Source organism: Thermodesulfobacteriota bacterium, assembly GCA_040756475.1.
GTDB lineage: Bacteria > Desulfobacterota > Deferrisomatia > Deferrisomatales > JACRMM01 > JBFLZB01.
The window spans coordinates 1-13,223 of sequence record JBFLZB010000017.1 but is presented as its reverse complement, the minus strand read 5'-3'; the positions used below and the strand labels follow the sequence as shown (position 1 = coordinate 13,223).

Here is a 13,223-nt window from a genome sequence, read left to right as displayed (position 1 = left end):
GTGCTCCTTTTGCCGGTGCTTGCATGTCGCGCGTGGCGCGTCGGGGGTCGAGGCGGGTCCCGGCGTGCCCGATGGACTCGCTTCCAACGCGCATCCCGCAACATGCAACGCGCCCTCCCCCTACACGTGGAGGATCTCCAGGTCGGCCCGGGTGACCTCGGCGAGGTGGAGCTCCTCCACGTAGTCCATCACCTGATTCAGGATGGAGTCCGCCACCCGCGCGTCGTTGCTCACCACGGCGAAGCCGATGGTGGCCTTCTGGTGCAGGTCGAGGTTGTCCACCTCGGCCGCGCTCACCGGGAAGCGGTTCCGGGTGCGCTCGAGCACCCGCCGCACCACGCCCCTCTTTTCCTTGAGGCCCTGGACCCCCGCGAGGTAGAGGTCGATGGTGGCGAGGCCTACGACCATGGTTCCGCTTTCCGAATCCGGGTTACAGGGTTCGCTCGATCTCCTCCACCACGAAGAACTCCAGCACGTCGCCTTCCTTTACGTCGTTGTAGTTCTGGACGGAGAGGCCGCACTCGAACCCCTCGCGCACCTCGCGCACGTCGTCCTTGAAGCGTTTGAGGCTCGCCAACTCGCCCGTGTAGATCACCACGTTGTCCCGCAGGAGGCGCAGCCTCGCATTGCGCTGGACCAGGCCCTGGGTGACGTAGCACCCCGCCACGGTGCCTGCCTTGGGGATCTTGAAGGTCTGCCGCACCTCGGCGCGCCCCAGCACGCGCTCCTGCTGGGTGGGGGCCAGCAGCCCCGCCAGCGCCTTGCGCAGGTCGTCGGTGGCGTCGTAGATGACGTTGTAGAGCCGCACGTCCACGTTGGACTGGTCCGCCAGGCCCGCGGCCTTGGCCTCGGGCCGCACGTTGAAGCCCACGATGATGGCGTCGGAGGCGCTGGCGAGGTTCACGTCGTTTTCGGTGATGCCGCCGACGGCGCCGTGGATGACGCGGATCTTGACCTCGGAAGTGGCGATCTTCTCCAGCGCCTGGGTGAGCGCCTCCACCGAGCCCTGCACGTCGGCCTTGACGATGACCGGGAGCTCCTTGATCTCTCCCTCGGCAATGCGGGTGTGCAGGTCGGCCAGGGTGACCTTGCGGGCCTTGGCCATCTCCTCGTCCCGGCTCTTCTCGGCCCGCCTCCCGGCCACTTCGCGGGCGGCGCGCTCGCTGTCCACCACCAGGAAGGCCTCTCCGGCCGTCGGCACCCCGTCGAGCCCCGTCACCTCCACGGGCATGCTCGGCCCGGCTTCCTTCACCCGCTTGCCCTGGTCGTTGGTGAGGGAGCGGATGCGCCCGGAGTTGGCACCGGCCAGGAGGATGTCGCCCAGCTTCAGGGTTCCCTCCTGCACGAGCACCGTGGCCACGGGCCCGCGGCCCCGGTCGATGCGGGCCTCGATCACCGTTCCACGCGCCGGACGCTTGGGATTGGCGGTGAGCTCCATGATCTCGGCCTGGAGGGCGATCATCTCCAGGAGCTGGTCCAAGCCCGTGCCCTTCTTGGCCGAGACGGGCACGCAGATGATGTCTCCGCCCCAGTCCTCCGGCACCAGGCCGTGCTCGGTGAGCCCCCGCTTCACCCGATCCGGATCGGCCTCGGGCTTGTCCATCTTGTTCACGGCTACGATGATGGGCACCTTGGCGGCCTTGGAGTGGTCGATGGCCTCCACGGTCTGGGGCATGATGCCGTCGTCGGCCGCCACCACCAGCACCGTGATGTCGGTGAGCTTGGCGCCCCGGGCCCGCAGCGCGGTAAAGGCCTCGTGGCCCGGCGTGTCGAGGAAGACCAGGGGACCGCGGGAGGTCTCCACCGCATAGGCCCCGATGTGCTGGGTAATGCCGCCGGCCTCGCCCGAGGCGACGCGCGTCTTGCGAATGGCATCGAGCAGTGAGGTCTTTCCGTGGTCCACGTGTCCCATGACCGTGACCACCGGGGGCCGGTGCTCGAGATCCTCCGGGAGGTCCTCCTTCCGGGTCAGGAACTCCTCCTCGGCCACCGCGACGTTTTCCACTTCGTATCCGAACTCCGCGGCGACCAACGCGGCGGTGTCGGAGTCCACGGTCTGGTTGATGGTGGCCAGGACTCCGAGCGACATGAGCTTCTTGATGAGCTCGGTAGCCTTGACCCCCATCCGCTGGGAGAGGTCGGAGAGCCCGATCACCTCGGTGATGCGGATGCGGCGCTTGCTGGCCTTGGGCACTGTGATCTGGGTGCGCTGGGGAGCCCGAAGGAGCTCGGGCCTGGCGGTGGGCGCTTCCCGCCGGCCCTTCTTCTTCTTGGACTTTCGCGCAGCCCGCGAGGCTTCGCGCTCCTGCTTGTTCATGTGGTAGACGGGCGCAGCCGCGGCCGCTTTGTCTTCCGGGGGCGGGTGTATGAAGCGCACCACCTTGAGACCGAACTCGTCCTTGGCGGGCTCGGTCGGCTCCTTGGCCTCCTCGGGCGCTGCCTCGGCGACGGGCTCGGCTTCCCCGGGGGCTGCCTCGGCGACGGGCTTCTCGCCCTCTGGAGCCGTTTCTTCCACGGGAACCGCGGGGGCCGGCGGTCCTTCGAACTCCGCGGGCGCCGCGAGCTCGGCGACAGCCTCCGGCTCCACCGCCCCTTCTTCCGCCTCGGCGGCCTTGCGGCGGCGCCGGACCACGGGCTTGGGCTTGGCCGCCGCCTCGGCAGGTTGGGTGGGTTCGGCGGCCCTGCGGGCAGCCTTCGCGGCTCCGCCCAGGCTCTCGACCGCCTTCTGGATGTCAACTTCGTCGACGGGGCTCAGGTGGCTCCGTACCTTGACGCCCAGCTTGGTGAGCGCGGCCAGGAGATCCTGGACCTCGTGGCCGCTTTCCTTGGCTGCTTCGAATACGCGAACCTTTGACATGCCCTTCTTCCTGGATGATGTCTCTCGATGTCCCGCGAGCCCGCCCGGTGGGACCCGTCGGCCGCGGCCGCTACCCTGCGGCCTGCACGGGTTCCCTACGCCTTCTCACTGGTCGCCGCCGGTTCTTCCGGGTCGGCGTCCCCCGAGGTCGGTTCGCTCGAGTCTGCGACTTCCCCGTTCTCCGCGGAAACCTCGACCGGCGCTTCCTCCGGCGTTTCCTTGAGGTCTCCCAGGTCTTCCCCGCCGGTGGCGGCCATCACCTCGGCCTCGAACGCGGCCCGAGCCGCCGCCTGCAGCCGTTCGGCCTCTTCTGGCTCGGTACCGAGCACCTCTGCGATCTGCGCAGGAGAGGCGTTGGTCAGCCCCTCCAGGGAGTGGACGTCGACCCGGGCCAGGCGAGAGACCTTGAGGGGATCCATGCCCGGGAGGCGCAGGAGCTTGCCCTTCTCCTCCTCGCGGCGCCGGCTCTCCTCCTCGCTGATGATGTCGAGCTTCCACCCCATCAGCTTGGCGCCGAGCTTCACGTTCTGGCCGCGGCGCCCGATGGCGAGGCTCAGCTGCTCTTCGGGAACGATCACGCTCATGGCGTGCTGCGCCTCGTCCATCAGAACCCGGGAGATCTGGGCCGGCGAGAGGGCGTTGACCGCGTACATGGCCGGGTCTTCGTGCCAGACCACGATGTCGACCCGCTCGCCCCGGAGCTCCTGCACCACCCCCCGGACCCGGCTCCCGCGCATGCCGATGCAGGCGCCCACCGGGTCCACGTCCGAGTCGTGGGAGACGACCGCGATCTTGGCCCGCTCCCCGGGCTCTCGGGCGCAGGCCTTGATCTCCACCACGCCTTCCCGCACCTCTGGCACCTCCAGCTCGAAGAGCTTCTTGACGAAGTCCGGGTGGGTGCGCGAGAGGATGAGCTGGGGCCCTCGGGTCTCCTTTTGCACCTTCAGGAGCAGCGCGCGAATGCGGTCGCCCTGGCGGTAGTGCTCGCTGCGGATCTGCTCGCCGTGGGGCAGCACGGCGTCGGTGCGCCCCAGGTTCACGATCAGGTCGCCCTTCTCCATGCGCTGGACGATGCCGTTGATGACCTCGCCGCGGCGATCGATGAACTCGCTGTAGGTGATGTCCCGCTCCGCTTCCCGCACCTTCTGGATGATCACCTGCTTGGCCACCTGGGCGATGATCCGGCTCAGATCCCCGAGCTCCACGGGAATGCCGAGCTCGTCGCCGATCTCACAGGCGGGATCGTACTTCTCTCGCGCCTCCTCGATGCCGATCTGGGTGTAGGAGTCCTCGACCTCCTCCACCACCGTCATGTACTCGAACACATTGATCCGACCCGCTTCTTCGTCGTATTGGGCCTCGAGGTTTCGGTTGCCCAGCTTCTTGCGGGCGGCCGTGGCCATGGCCTGCTCGAGGGCGTCGATCAGAATTTCCCTGTCGATGCCCTTTTCGCGTACGACTTGCTCGATGACTCGGTTGAGGTCTTTCATGATTCGCTGTCCGTCACCGTCGGGGGAAGACCCCCGGGTTTGCGTGTCTCAGAACGGGAGGTCAGGGTCCAGGTGCGCCTCCCGCACCTCGCCCAAAGGAATCGCGTGCCGGCGCCCGGTGTCCCGGTCGTCCACCATCAGGAGCCCTTCCTCGTCCAGGCCCCGGTTGATGCCGCGAAAGGTCTTGCGGCCGTCCACGGCCGCCCGGGTTCGTACGACCACCCGCTCTCCCCGAAACCGCTCGTAGTCCTGCGCCCGCCGGAGCGGGCGCAGGATGCCGGGCGAGGAGACCTCGAGGGCGTAGCGCGACCGGATCAGATCGGCCACGTCCAGGTGGGGGCCCACTTCGCGGCTGATCCCCACGCACTCCCCCAGGGTAATGCCCCCGGGCCGGTCCACCAGGAGCCGCAGCACCAGGCGCCCCTGCTCGGGCCGCAGCTGCACGGCCACGAGCTCGTACCCGAGGCCCTCCACGGGAGGGCGCAGGAGCTCTTCGATCGCCTCGACGGTCTTTTCTCGTTCCATGGCGAACCGGGTGCCGGGAATCCCCCCGGGCGGGGCGCCCACAGACCGCTCGTTGCTCGGACACCAAATGAAAAAAGTGGGCGTGCTACCCACTTTCTGCTGCGGACCCGGGCGAAGGGCGGAACTATAGCAGCGGGTTTCCGGGGTGTAAAGAGGGAACTCTCGCCGCGCGGCCGGTGCCCGGGGCCCCTGCCCACCTGCGCCCCCCCGGCGCGTCAGAGCTGGTACATGACCGAGAGCACCCGTGCCTTGGCCAGCATGTAGTCCCGAAGCGCCCGGGCGTGGTCGGTCCGGGCTGCCGTCAGGGCGAGCTGGGCGTCGGAGACGTCGAGCAGGATGGCCACTCCGTAGCGGTACGAGGTCTCCGCGAGCTCGAGGGCCTTTTGGGCCTGCTCGATGTTGAGGCTGGACGCCCGGATGATCTCCTCGGCCTCCCCCAGGTCGTCGAGGGCCACCTTCGCCTCCAGGGTGATGACCTGGCGCAGTTGGGCGGCAGCCAGGTCCGCGTCGCGGGCCTGGCTGCGGGCCTGGGCCACCAAGCCGCGGGTGCGCCAGCCGTCGAAGAGGGGGAAGCTCAGGCTCACCCCTGCGCCCCAGCGTTCCCGGTTGGGGCCCAGGTGCTCGAAGTGCTGGGTCGCGAAGCCGTACTCCGCGTCCAGATTCACCTGGGGCTTGTCCTCGGCCCGGGCGATGGCGAGGTTCTTCTCGGCGATCTCCCGGGCGACCCGCAGCGAGGCGAGCTCGGGGCGCCGGGCCACGGCCCGCTCCACGACCTGTTCGAGGGTCAGGGGCTCGAGGGGAACATGGGTGAGCTCGCCCCGGGCCTCCACGGGCTCGGTCTGCTCTCTCGCCAGCAGGTTGTTGAGGGCGGCCTTGGCCTGGCGCACCCGGTTGCGGGCCTGGATCACCGGGGTTCGGGCGTTGGCCACGTCCACCCGGGCGCGAATCACCTCGAACTCATTGACGACCCCCGCCGAGAACCGCTTCTGCGCCACGTCGAGCACGCGCTCGCGCTGGGCCAGGCGCTCCTCGGCCACCTCCACCAAGCGCTGGGTGAGGAGGAGGTCGTAAAAGGCTTCGTGCACCCGGAGCACCACGGCGCGCTCGGAGCTGGCCACGTCCTGGCCCGCCTGCCGCAGGAGGGCTTCGGCGATCTCCACGGCCGTGGAGGCCTTTCCCCAGCTGAAGAGGAGCTGGCGCAGGGTCGTCCTGGCGACCCAGCTGTCCGCGACCTCGGGGTCCACGAAGGCGCCGATACCGCTGTCCCGCAAGCTCTCGTCGTAGCTTCGGCGGTAGCTGCCTTCCAGGCCGACCTGCGGATAGATCTGGCTCTTCACCTCCTGGATCTGTCCCTCCTGGCGGAACAAGCGCTCCCGGGCCCGGAGCACCTCGTGGTTTCCCGCCAATGCCAGGGAAACCGCCTGGTCCAAGGTCAGCCCGCCCTCGTCCTGTGCGGCGGTCGGCTTGGCAGTGAGAATGGCCAGGAGGAGAAGAAGGAAGATGCCGGTGTGGCGTCGCTTCATGAGGTGTTCTCCGGAACATGCCGTGGCGGGCTGCGGGTGGCGCGTGACGGGTTGCGGGTAACGGGTGATCCAGCCGGAACCCGCAGCCGTGGGTCGAGTCCCATGCCCCGTGCCCCATGCCCCATGCCCCATGCCCCATGCCCTCTGGTCTACGTCCTCTGCTCTATGCCCGTTCCCCCCAGGCGCTCGATGTTGATGCCGGCCAGGGCCCGGACGGGGCAGGCGAGCTCGCACTGGCCGCAGGCGGCGCACTTCTCCGGAGAAAAACGCACCTGCATGGAACCCCGCTCCACCGCCAGGGCGCCGGTGCGGCACACGCCGGTGCAGGCGCCGCAGTGAACGCACCGGTCATCGTCGCGGCTGATGTTCTCCGCGATGGACGTGACCTCCACCCCCGCCTCTTCCAGGTAGGCCACGCCCCGGGCCACTCCCTCGGGATCCCCCCGGAGCTCCAGGATCAGGCGTCCTTCCAGCCGAGGAAAGATCTTGGCCTCCAAAATATTGAAGAGGAGGTCGAACTCCCGGGCGAGCCGGTAGATCACCGGCTGGTACATCACCTCTGGCCGAAAGACCAGCAGCACGTTTTTCGAGATCTCCATGGAAACTCCTTGAAAAGGGGCTATTGGCCGTTCGCTGTTGGCCATTGGGTAAGGAACGACCCCCCCCGGCTTCCAACTGCCAACAGCGAATCGCCAACAGCCAATTCCACGAGCTCCACCTCGCCCGCCGCGGCGAGGCGGTCGCCGAGGATGGCCAGGGCTCCCCGGACTCCGGGAACGGATCGAGCCCACTCCACGGCAGCCTGCAAGTCCTCCGGCCCGTGGATTCGGTTTCCCAGGGCCGTGGCGACGGCGTCCGCCAGGGCCGGATCGGGGGCCATCGCCGTGGCCGCGTCGGCTCGGCCGTAGCTCAGGCTCGGTCCCACGGTGCCCGAGGAGGTGCAGATCCCCAGGGGCGAGTTCTGGGCCCGCACCCGCAGGGCGATCTGCCCGGTGAAGGGCGAGCCTCCGGCAAAGATCCCGACCACGGCGTCCTGCGCCAGATCGAGGAACAGGTCTCCGCCGTTTTCCACCAGCACCTCCCGGGAATGCAGCCGCAGTTCCCGACCCACGGCGCCCGCGATGGCCCCGGCCACGGCGGCCATGGGGCCTACCCCCGCCGACCGGGCCGCCGCGTACATGGAAGCTACGACGGGCGGCAGGGGCCCGGTGGGGGGCTCCAGGGGCTTCAAGGCGGTGGCAAAGGCGGGCTCTGCCGCGATGTGAACCTCCACCTCCGTCCGAAATCGGCGTGCAGCCTCCCGGGCCGCCCGGGTGAGGTCCCGATCGGCAAGCAGGTACAGGTCTGTGGTGCCGACCCGGGCCTGGAAGGGGATCCGGGTGACGCCGTCAGCGGCGAAACGCCGATAGGTTCGTTCGGTGTTGCCGAGGGCGCGGGGAGGCGGGGGCATGGGACCCATGACACCCAAGCTTGCCCTATGTCCCACGCCCTATGCCCTATGCCCCAAGCCCCCCCACGGGACGCTGGGCAGGGGCACCTGGGGTTCGCCCAGGGTAAAGTGCCCCGAGGCGATCCAGTCCTTCAGGGCTCCTGCGATCTCTCGAGCCATGGGGATGCTCGACAGGGGCGAGGACGGCACGTCCCTGCCGCGCAACGAGATCGTGCCGGCCTGGAGGGCCGCGTAGGTCACCTCCCCCAGAGGCTCTCCCTCCCCCTGGGGGTAGTCGCGGCCGTAGTCGACCACGGGGCAGGTGATGTCCCGATTCGAGACCCCGGTGAGCCAGGCGAGCTCCTCGTGGAGCACGGGGATGGGGACCCCGAGACCCACCATGAGGCTCGTGCCGTAGCCCACGAGGCTAGCCCCCCGGAGGAACCGGGGGTCCATCTGCTTGAGGTCGCCGGTCACCATGAGGGTCCCGGCGCCGCCCCGGGGGAGGCCCCGGGCGTTGCGGGGAGCAGCCGGCGCGTGCTGGGTGCCGGCCCAGGAGACGACCCCGGGCGCCCCCCCGAGGAAGATCCGCGTGCCCGTTCCCAGGGTCCAGTAGTAGGGGTCGTTGAGCAGGGGCGAGAGCTCTCCGGCCGAAGAGAAGGTGGCGTTGGCCATGCGGGGCCGGAGCACTCCCATGTACGTGTAGATGGTGCGGTCCGAGAGGTTCACGGCGCAGTTGTAATTCTGGTAGGCGTTGCGGGGATTGACCAGGAGGGCATCCCAAAAGTCCGCCAGGCGCATCTCTGCCCGGTGCTCCCGCAGGGGGTAGCAGTCGGTGCCGTAGGAGCTCGCCCGCAAAGTGACCTTGTGCCCCGCCACCAGATCCTCGATCACGTGTCCCCCCCCATAGGCGAAACGGCCCGGGTGCACCCGGTTCAGGGGGTCGTCCTCCCGCACCTGGGTCGCGCCCACGTAACAGTCCACGGCCGCCACGCCGGCGTACGCCTCGACCTCGTTCAGCCAGACCTTCGACGCCTTCATCTTGGGTCTGGTGTGTCCAAAGTTCAGGAATGCCCCGGACGAGCACATGGTGCCGAAGGTCCCGGTGGTCACCACGTCCACCCGCTTCGCGGCGGCTTTGGCCCCCTCGCTTTGCACCACGCCCACCATCTCTTCGGCGGTGACGACCACCGCCTTGCCGGAGCGGATCTTCTCGTTGATCTCCTGGATGGTCTTCTGCGGAGCGGGGCGGTCGGGCATGGGGGTCGTTCTCCGGCGCGGTGTGGGAGGGGGCGGAGCCGGCAGGTCCCTGCGAGTCCGCGGGCCCGAGTCTCCCTCAACTCGGGTCGAGAGGTCCAGGGGGTTGGCCGGCCAGGATGTACCGCCTGGGCGGAGAGCGGGTTCGGAGAACCCCTACGCTGCGCCGCGCGATCCGCGACAAGATCGAAATCGGAGTCGAAATCGCGGTCGGCGTCGGGGTCGATTTCGATTCGGACCGTGTGCCCACGGGGTCCGGTCCGTCCTCTCGTCCTGCTTGCGGGAAGTCCTCGGGGCTGTATCCTTGCCCCGCGTCACCCTGGCTCCGGCAACGCCGCGGGGCGGGCGGCAGGGCGGAACCGGTCAGACGCAGAAAAGGCCGAAGACCCCCTACTCCAGCGGGTCGCCGGCCTTCGCTGTACTGCCCCGGATGGGTAAATGGTGGGCGAGGCGGGATTCGAACCCACGGCCTCAGGTTCCGGAGACCTGCGCTCTATCCAGCTGAGCTACTCGCCCGAATAGGCGCGCCAGTAAAGCACAGGGCTTCGAGGAATGCAAGCTGCCAGGCGGCCCGCGATCCACCGCCTGAGTGGCAAGCGGGGTCCGGGAGCCCCTGCGCTCCGCCCCGCAATCCGCGGCGTTCGAAACGAGCATCTCCAAGGGAGACGGTGCGCCGAGCCGCACCGGTTTCGGTCGGGCTGCCGCGGATCGGTCGAGGTGGCACGGGGCTGCGCTCCGGGGCTCCCGGACCCCGCTCCAAAGATTTTGGTGGTGGATTCTGGCGGCCAGCCAGCCAGGCCGCCGGACAGCTATGCAGCGAGGCGGCTGGGCCGCCAAGCAGCCAAGCGCGTCCGCGAACAAGTAGATAGGAGCATAGCGATGAATCGACCCGCAAGGATCCTCGTCTGGGGGGTAGGCTGCCTGGTTCTGGTTCTGGCCCTGGCGCTGGTGGGGCTCAAGCTCTACCTGACAAAGGACCGCATCCTGGCGTGGGTCGTTCCGCCCCTGGAGGCGCAACTCGGGCGAAGGGTCGTGATTGCGGACGCGGGGGCCGGCTTCACGGGCATCCGGCTCGCGGGGCTCGACGTGCGTTCCGAAGGGGCGGTCGAGCCCCTGGTCTCCGCCGGTTTGATCCGAGTGCGCTGGAATCTGTGGGCGCTGCTGCGGGGGACGGTGCAGATCGACGAGGTGCGCCTGGTGGAGCCCCGCATCCGGGTGGTGCGCCTCGCCGACGGAACCCTGGACATCGACGACCTCCTGACCCGCGGTGAGGACAGGCTCCAGGAGGTCCCCGCCGAGCCGGCCGCGGAGCCGGGTAGACAGCCCACGCCACAGGGCAGCGCCGTGGGGCTCGCGGTGGCGCTCTTCTCCCTGGAGAACGGCCGGATCACCTTCGAGGACCAGAAGCGGGAACCGGCGGGCGTGTACGTCCTGGACGCCATCGACTCGCGCCTCTTCGACTTCGCCCTGGACCGGCCGACGCGTTTCGAGCTCTCGGCCCGCCTGCCCCTGGCCGAGGCCGGACGCTTCTCCCTGGCGGGTACGGTCCATCCCGCCACCGGCGACACCGCGGCCAAGGTGGCGGTGACGGCGTTCGACCTTCCGGGGCTCAACCCCCTGATGGGAGACGGGATGCGGTTTGCGGGGGGGACCTTCGGACTCGACCTGGACGTGACCCTCTCGGGCGGGGCTCACGCAGCGGTACAGGGATCTGCCCGGGTGGCGAGGTTGGCGCTGTCTTCCGGCGCGGAGGCGGGGCCGGCGACCGACGTGGTGCTCGATCTGGACGCCGCAGCGGACCTGGCAGGGGGGACCGCGGAGGTCCGGCGCCTGGATCTGCAGGCTGGGGATCAGACGGTTCGCGCCCAGGCCAAGGTCCAGGGCCTCCACACGCGCCCGCGGGTCGACTTCGTGCTTGCCTCCGAGGAGCTTCGGGTGGACCCGCTCCTGGCTCTGCTTCCCCCGGCCGATCCAGCCTCCCCCGGGGCAACTCAGGGGGCGCAAGGGGCGTCCGCCCCCGGGGCCGCCGAACCGGCGCCGGTTCCGGTGGACGCCTTCGGCGACGTGCGGATCGGAAGGGTGCTCGTCGGCGGAGCCGCGATCGAGGCCCTGGAGGCCCGGGTCGCCCTGGAGAAGGGCGTCCTCGTGGTGGAGCCCGCCGGCGCGCAGCTCTACGGCGGAACCCTGCGACTCACCGCCCGGGCCGAGTTGGAGAACCCGGGGCCCCCCTTCGCTGCGGGGGTGGACCTCGCCGGCACCCAACTCACCCCACTCCTGACCGCGTTTGCGCCGGCCTTCAAGGATACCCTGACCGGCACTCTGGGGCTCGCCCTGCGGGCACAGGGCCTGGGGGGCGATCTCGCCACGCTGCGCTCCCAGACCCAGGCCGAGGCCAAGGACGGGAAGATCCTCAACCACCCCCTCGCCCAGAACCTGGCGGCCCTCTTCCAGGTGAAGGAGCTGGAGACCTTGAACTTCTACAGCCTCCGGGCGGACGTGGAGACCGCGGAGGGGGTGGGGCAGGTGAAGTCCCTCGTGTTGAGCGGCCCCAACCTCCAGGCCACGGCCACCGGCACCGTGGGGCTGACCGACCGGGCCCTGGATCTGCGCCTGGCCGTGGCCCTGCCCCGGGAGCTCGCGGCCCGGCTGGTGCGGGAGCCCAATACCCTGGCGGCCGTGACGGACGCCCAGGGTTGGTCGCGGCTCCCCCTGCGCCTGCGGGGCACTGTGGACGCGCCTTCCTACGGCCTCGACGCCGAGGGGCTCAGGGAGGCGGCGGCCCGGGCTGTGGGGGGAAAGGTCGAAAGGGTCCTGGAGGAGAAGGTGCTGGACAAGCTGCCCGTGGGAGAGGAGGAGAAGGGGCAGCTCCAGGAGGGGTTGCGAAGGCTCCTGGGGAGATAGGGGGCGCAGGGGGCGATGCCCGCTGCCGCCGCTCCAGTATCCACCACCAAATTCTTGGGGCGGGGTCCGGGAGTCCTGGAGCGCAGCCCCGTGCCCCCTCGACCGAACGGCGGCAGCTCGGCCGAAATCAGTGAGGCTCGGCGCACCGGCTCCCTCGGATCCGCGGCCTCAGGACATCGCGGATTGCGGGGCGGAGCGCAAGGGCTCCCGGACCCAGCTTGCTACCCAGGTGGTGGTTCCTGGCGCCGTTTTCCGGTTGACACCCGCCCCCCCGGTTCACTATCCTCCCGTTTTCCCCGTATCCCGGCGGCCCCCCCGGGGGCTTTTCTGGAGGACCCATGTACGCAGTGGTGAAGACCGGAGGAAAGCAGTACACGGTCGGCGAGGGCACCTTCTTCAAGGTGGAGAAGTGCCCCGGGGCCGTGGGCGAGGAGATCGTCTTCGACCAGGTGCTGCTCGTCTCGAAGGACGGGGAGCTGACCCTGGGCAGGCCCGTGGTGGAAGGCGCCCGGGTCAAGGGCACGATCGTGGAGCAGGGCCGCGAGAAGAAGATCATCGTCTTCAAGATGAAGCGCCGCAAGGGGTACCGCCGCAAGCAGGGGCACCGGCAGTGGTACACCGGCGTCAAGGTGAGCGCCATCGAGGCTTGAGGATCCGGCCGTTCCGGATTCGGAGGAGAAGGACCCATGGCACACAAGAAGGCAGGGGGCAGTTCCCGGAACGGGCGCGACAGCCGCGGCCAGCGCCGGGGCGTGAAGCGGTTCGGCGGACAGGTGGTTCGGGCCGGCAACATCCTGGTGCGGCAGCTCGGAACCAAGATCCATCCCGGCGCCAACGTGGGGCTCGGCAAGGATTTCACCCTGTTTGCCCTGGTGGACGGGGTGGTGAAGTACGAGACCCAGGGGCGCGGGGGCAAGCGGCTCAAGAAGGTGGCCAGCGTGGTTCCTGCTCCGGAGGGTGCGGCCTAGGACGCGCAGCTCCCCGGTTCCCCCCACACGACCCGGCCCGGACGCGGCGCGAAGCCCTCCGGGCCGTCGTGCGTCAGGGCGGAAGCGGCGGCCCGTGGCGTCCGTGGTGCGGCGGGGCACCGGGCGGGGGCGACTGCGCTCCGCGCGATGCGAAATTGCGGCTGCTGGCGGTCGCCGCGCTCCACTCCGCTACCCCCGCCCGGTACCCCGCCGCAGGATTCGTTTGAGCGTGGGGTTTTCCTCCCCACGAGGGACGTGACATGAAGTTCATCG

Annotated in this window: 11 protein-coding genes and 1 tRNA gene; 3 read left to right on the top strand and 9 right to left on the bottom strand. The window is 69.5% G+C overall.

All coding sequences use genetic code 11. From position 1 onward, the window contains the following. Positions 1-120: 120 nt before the first annotated feature. From AB1578_04130 to AB1578_04090, 9 genes are all read right to left on the bottom strand, one after another. A complete protein-coding gene (locus AB1578_04130) occupies positions 121-408 on the bottom strand; it encodes a DUF503 domain-containing protein (GenBank protein MEW6487090.1) in 288 nt (95 codons plus the stop codon). A 22-nt stretch (positions 409-430) separates the two neighbouring features. Further along, positions 431-2,857: a translation initiation factor IF-2 gene (gene infB, locus AB1578_04125; GenBank protein MEW6487089.1), complete on the bottom strand. Its 2,427-nt coding sequence runs from the start codon at positions 2,855-2,857 to the stop codon at positions 431-433. Positions 2,858-2,952: 95 nt separating this feature from the next. After that, positions 2,953-4,347 (bottom strand): transcription termination factor NusA, encoded by a 1,395-nt coding sequence (gene nusA / locus AB1578_04120; protein ID MEW6487088.1) that lies wholly within the window; start codon positions 4,345-4,347, stop codon positions 2,953-2,955. Between the two features lie 48 nt (positions 4,348-4,395). Then, entirely contained in the window at positions 4,396-4,914 is a 519-nt protein-coding gene (gene rimP, locus AB1578_04115; GenBank protein ID MEW6487087.1) for a ribosome maturation factor RimP, read from the bottom strand. Positions 4,915-5,087: 173 nt separating this feature from the next. Beyond that, a complete protein-coding gene (locus tag AB1578_04110; GenBank protein MEW6487086.1) occupies positions 5,088-6,395 on the bottom strand; it encodes a TolC family protein in 1,308 nt (435 codons plus the stop codon). A 149-nt stretch (positions 6,396-6,544) separates the two neighbouring features. Further along, the gene (locus AB1578_04105; GenBank protein ID MEW6487085.1) at positions 6,545-6,994 is read right to left on the bottom strand and encodes an NIL domain-containing protein; all 450 of its coding nucleotides are present in this window, start codon (positions 6,992-6,994) and stop codon (positions 6,545-6,547) included. Between the two features lie 20 nt (positions 6,995-7,014). Then, the gene (locus AB1578_04100; GenBank protein ID MEW6487084.1) at positions 7,015-7,845 is read right to left on the bottom strand and encodes a UPF0280 family protein; all 831 of its coding nucleotides are present in this window, start codon (positions 7,843-7,845) and stop codon (positions 7,015-7,017) included. Positions 7,846-7,884: 39 nt separating this feature from the next. After that, complete coding sequence (locus AB1578_04095) at positions 7,885-9,084, bottom strand: homocysteine biosynthesis protein (protein MEW6487083.1); 1,200 nt, start codon at positions 9,082-9,084, stop codon at positions 7,885-7,887. Positions 9,085-9,520: 436 nt separating this feature from the next. After that, positions 9,521-9,597, bottom strand: a tRNA-Arg gene (locus AB1578_04090). Between the two features lie 363 nt (positions 9,598-9,960). Between AB1578_04090 and AB1578_04085 the strand changes: the two genes are divergently transcribed. The 3 genes from AB1578_04085 (at position 9,961) to rpmA (ending at position 12,950) form a co-directional block, all read left to right on the top strand. Further along, positions 9,961-11,982, top strand: coding sequence for an AsmA family protein (locus AB1578_04085; GenBank protein ID MEW6487082.1), 2,022 nt, complete (start codon positions 9,961-9,963; stop codon positions 11,980-11,982). Positions 11,983-12,320: 338 nt separating this feature from the next. After that, positions 12,321-12,632 (top strand): 50S ribosomal protein L21, encoded by a 312-nt coding sequence (gene rplU, locus AB1578_04080; GenBank protein ID MEW6487081.1) that lies wholly within the window; start codon positions 12,321-12,323, stop codon positions 12,630-12,632. Between the two features lie 36 nt (positions 12,633-12,668). After that, positions 12,669-12,950: a 50S ribosomal protein L27 gene (gene rpmA, locus AB1578_04075; GenBank protein MEW6487080.1), complete on the top strand. Its 282-nt coding sequence runs from the start codon at positions 12,669-12,671 to the stop codon at positions 12,948-12,950. Positions 12,951-13,223 lie beyond the last annotated feature (273 nt).

Coding starts and splice junctions, on each gene's coding strand:
- AB1578_04130 (MEW6487090.1), bottom strand. CDS start 408: ATGGTCGTAGGCCTCGCCACCATCGACCTCTACCTCGCGGGGGTCCAG.
- nusA (MEW6487088.1), bottom strand. CDS start 4,347: ATGAAAGACCTCAACCGAGTCATCGAGCAAGTCGTACGCGAAAAGGGC.
- AB1578_04100 (MEW6487084.1), bottom strand. CDS start 7,845: ATGCCCCCGCCTCCCCGCGCCCTCGGCAACACCGAACGAACCTATCGG.
- AB1578_04105 (MEW6487085.1), bottom strand. CDS start 6,994: ATGGAGATCTCGAAAAACGTGCTGCTGGTCTTTCGGCCAGAGGTGATG.
- infB (MEW6487089.1), bottom strand. CDS start 2,857: ATGTCAAAGGTTCGCGTATTCGAAGCAGCCAAGGAAAGCGGCCACGAG.
- AB1578_04095 (MEW6487083.1), bottom strand. CDS start 9,084: ATGCCCGACCGCCCCGCTCCGCAGAAGACCATCCAGGAGATCAACGAG.
- AB1578_04085 (MEW6487082.1), top strand. CDS start 9,961: ATGAATCGACCCGCAAGGATCCTCGTCTGGGGGGTAGGCTGCCTGGTT.
- AB1578_04110 (MEW6487086.1), bottom strand. CDS start 6,395: ATGAAGCGACGCCACACCGGCATCTTCCTTCTTCTCCTCCTGGCCATT.
- rplU (MEW6487081.1), top strand. CDS start 12,321: ATGTACGCAGTGGTGAAGACCGGAGGAAAGCAGTACACGGTCGGCGAG.
- rpmA (MEW6487080.1), top strand. CDS start 12,669: ATGGCACACAAGAAGGCAGGGGGCAGTTCCCGGAACGGGCGCGACAGC.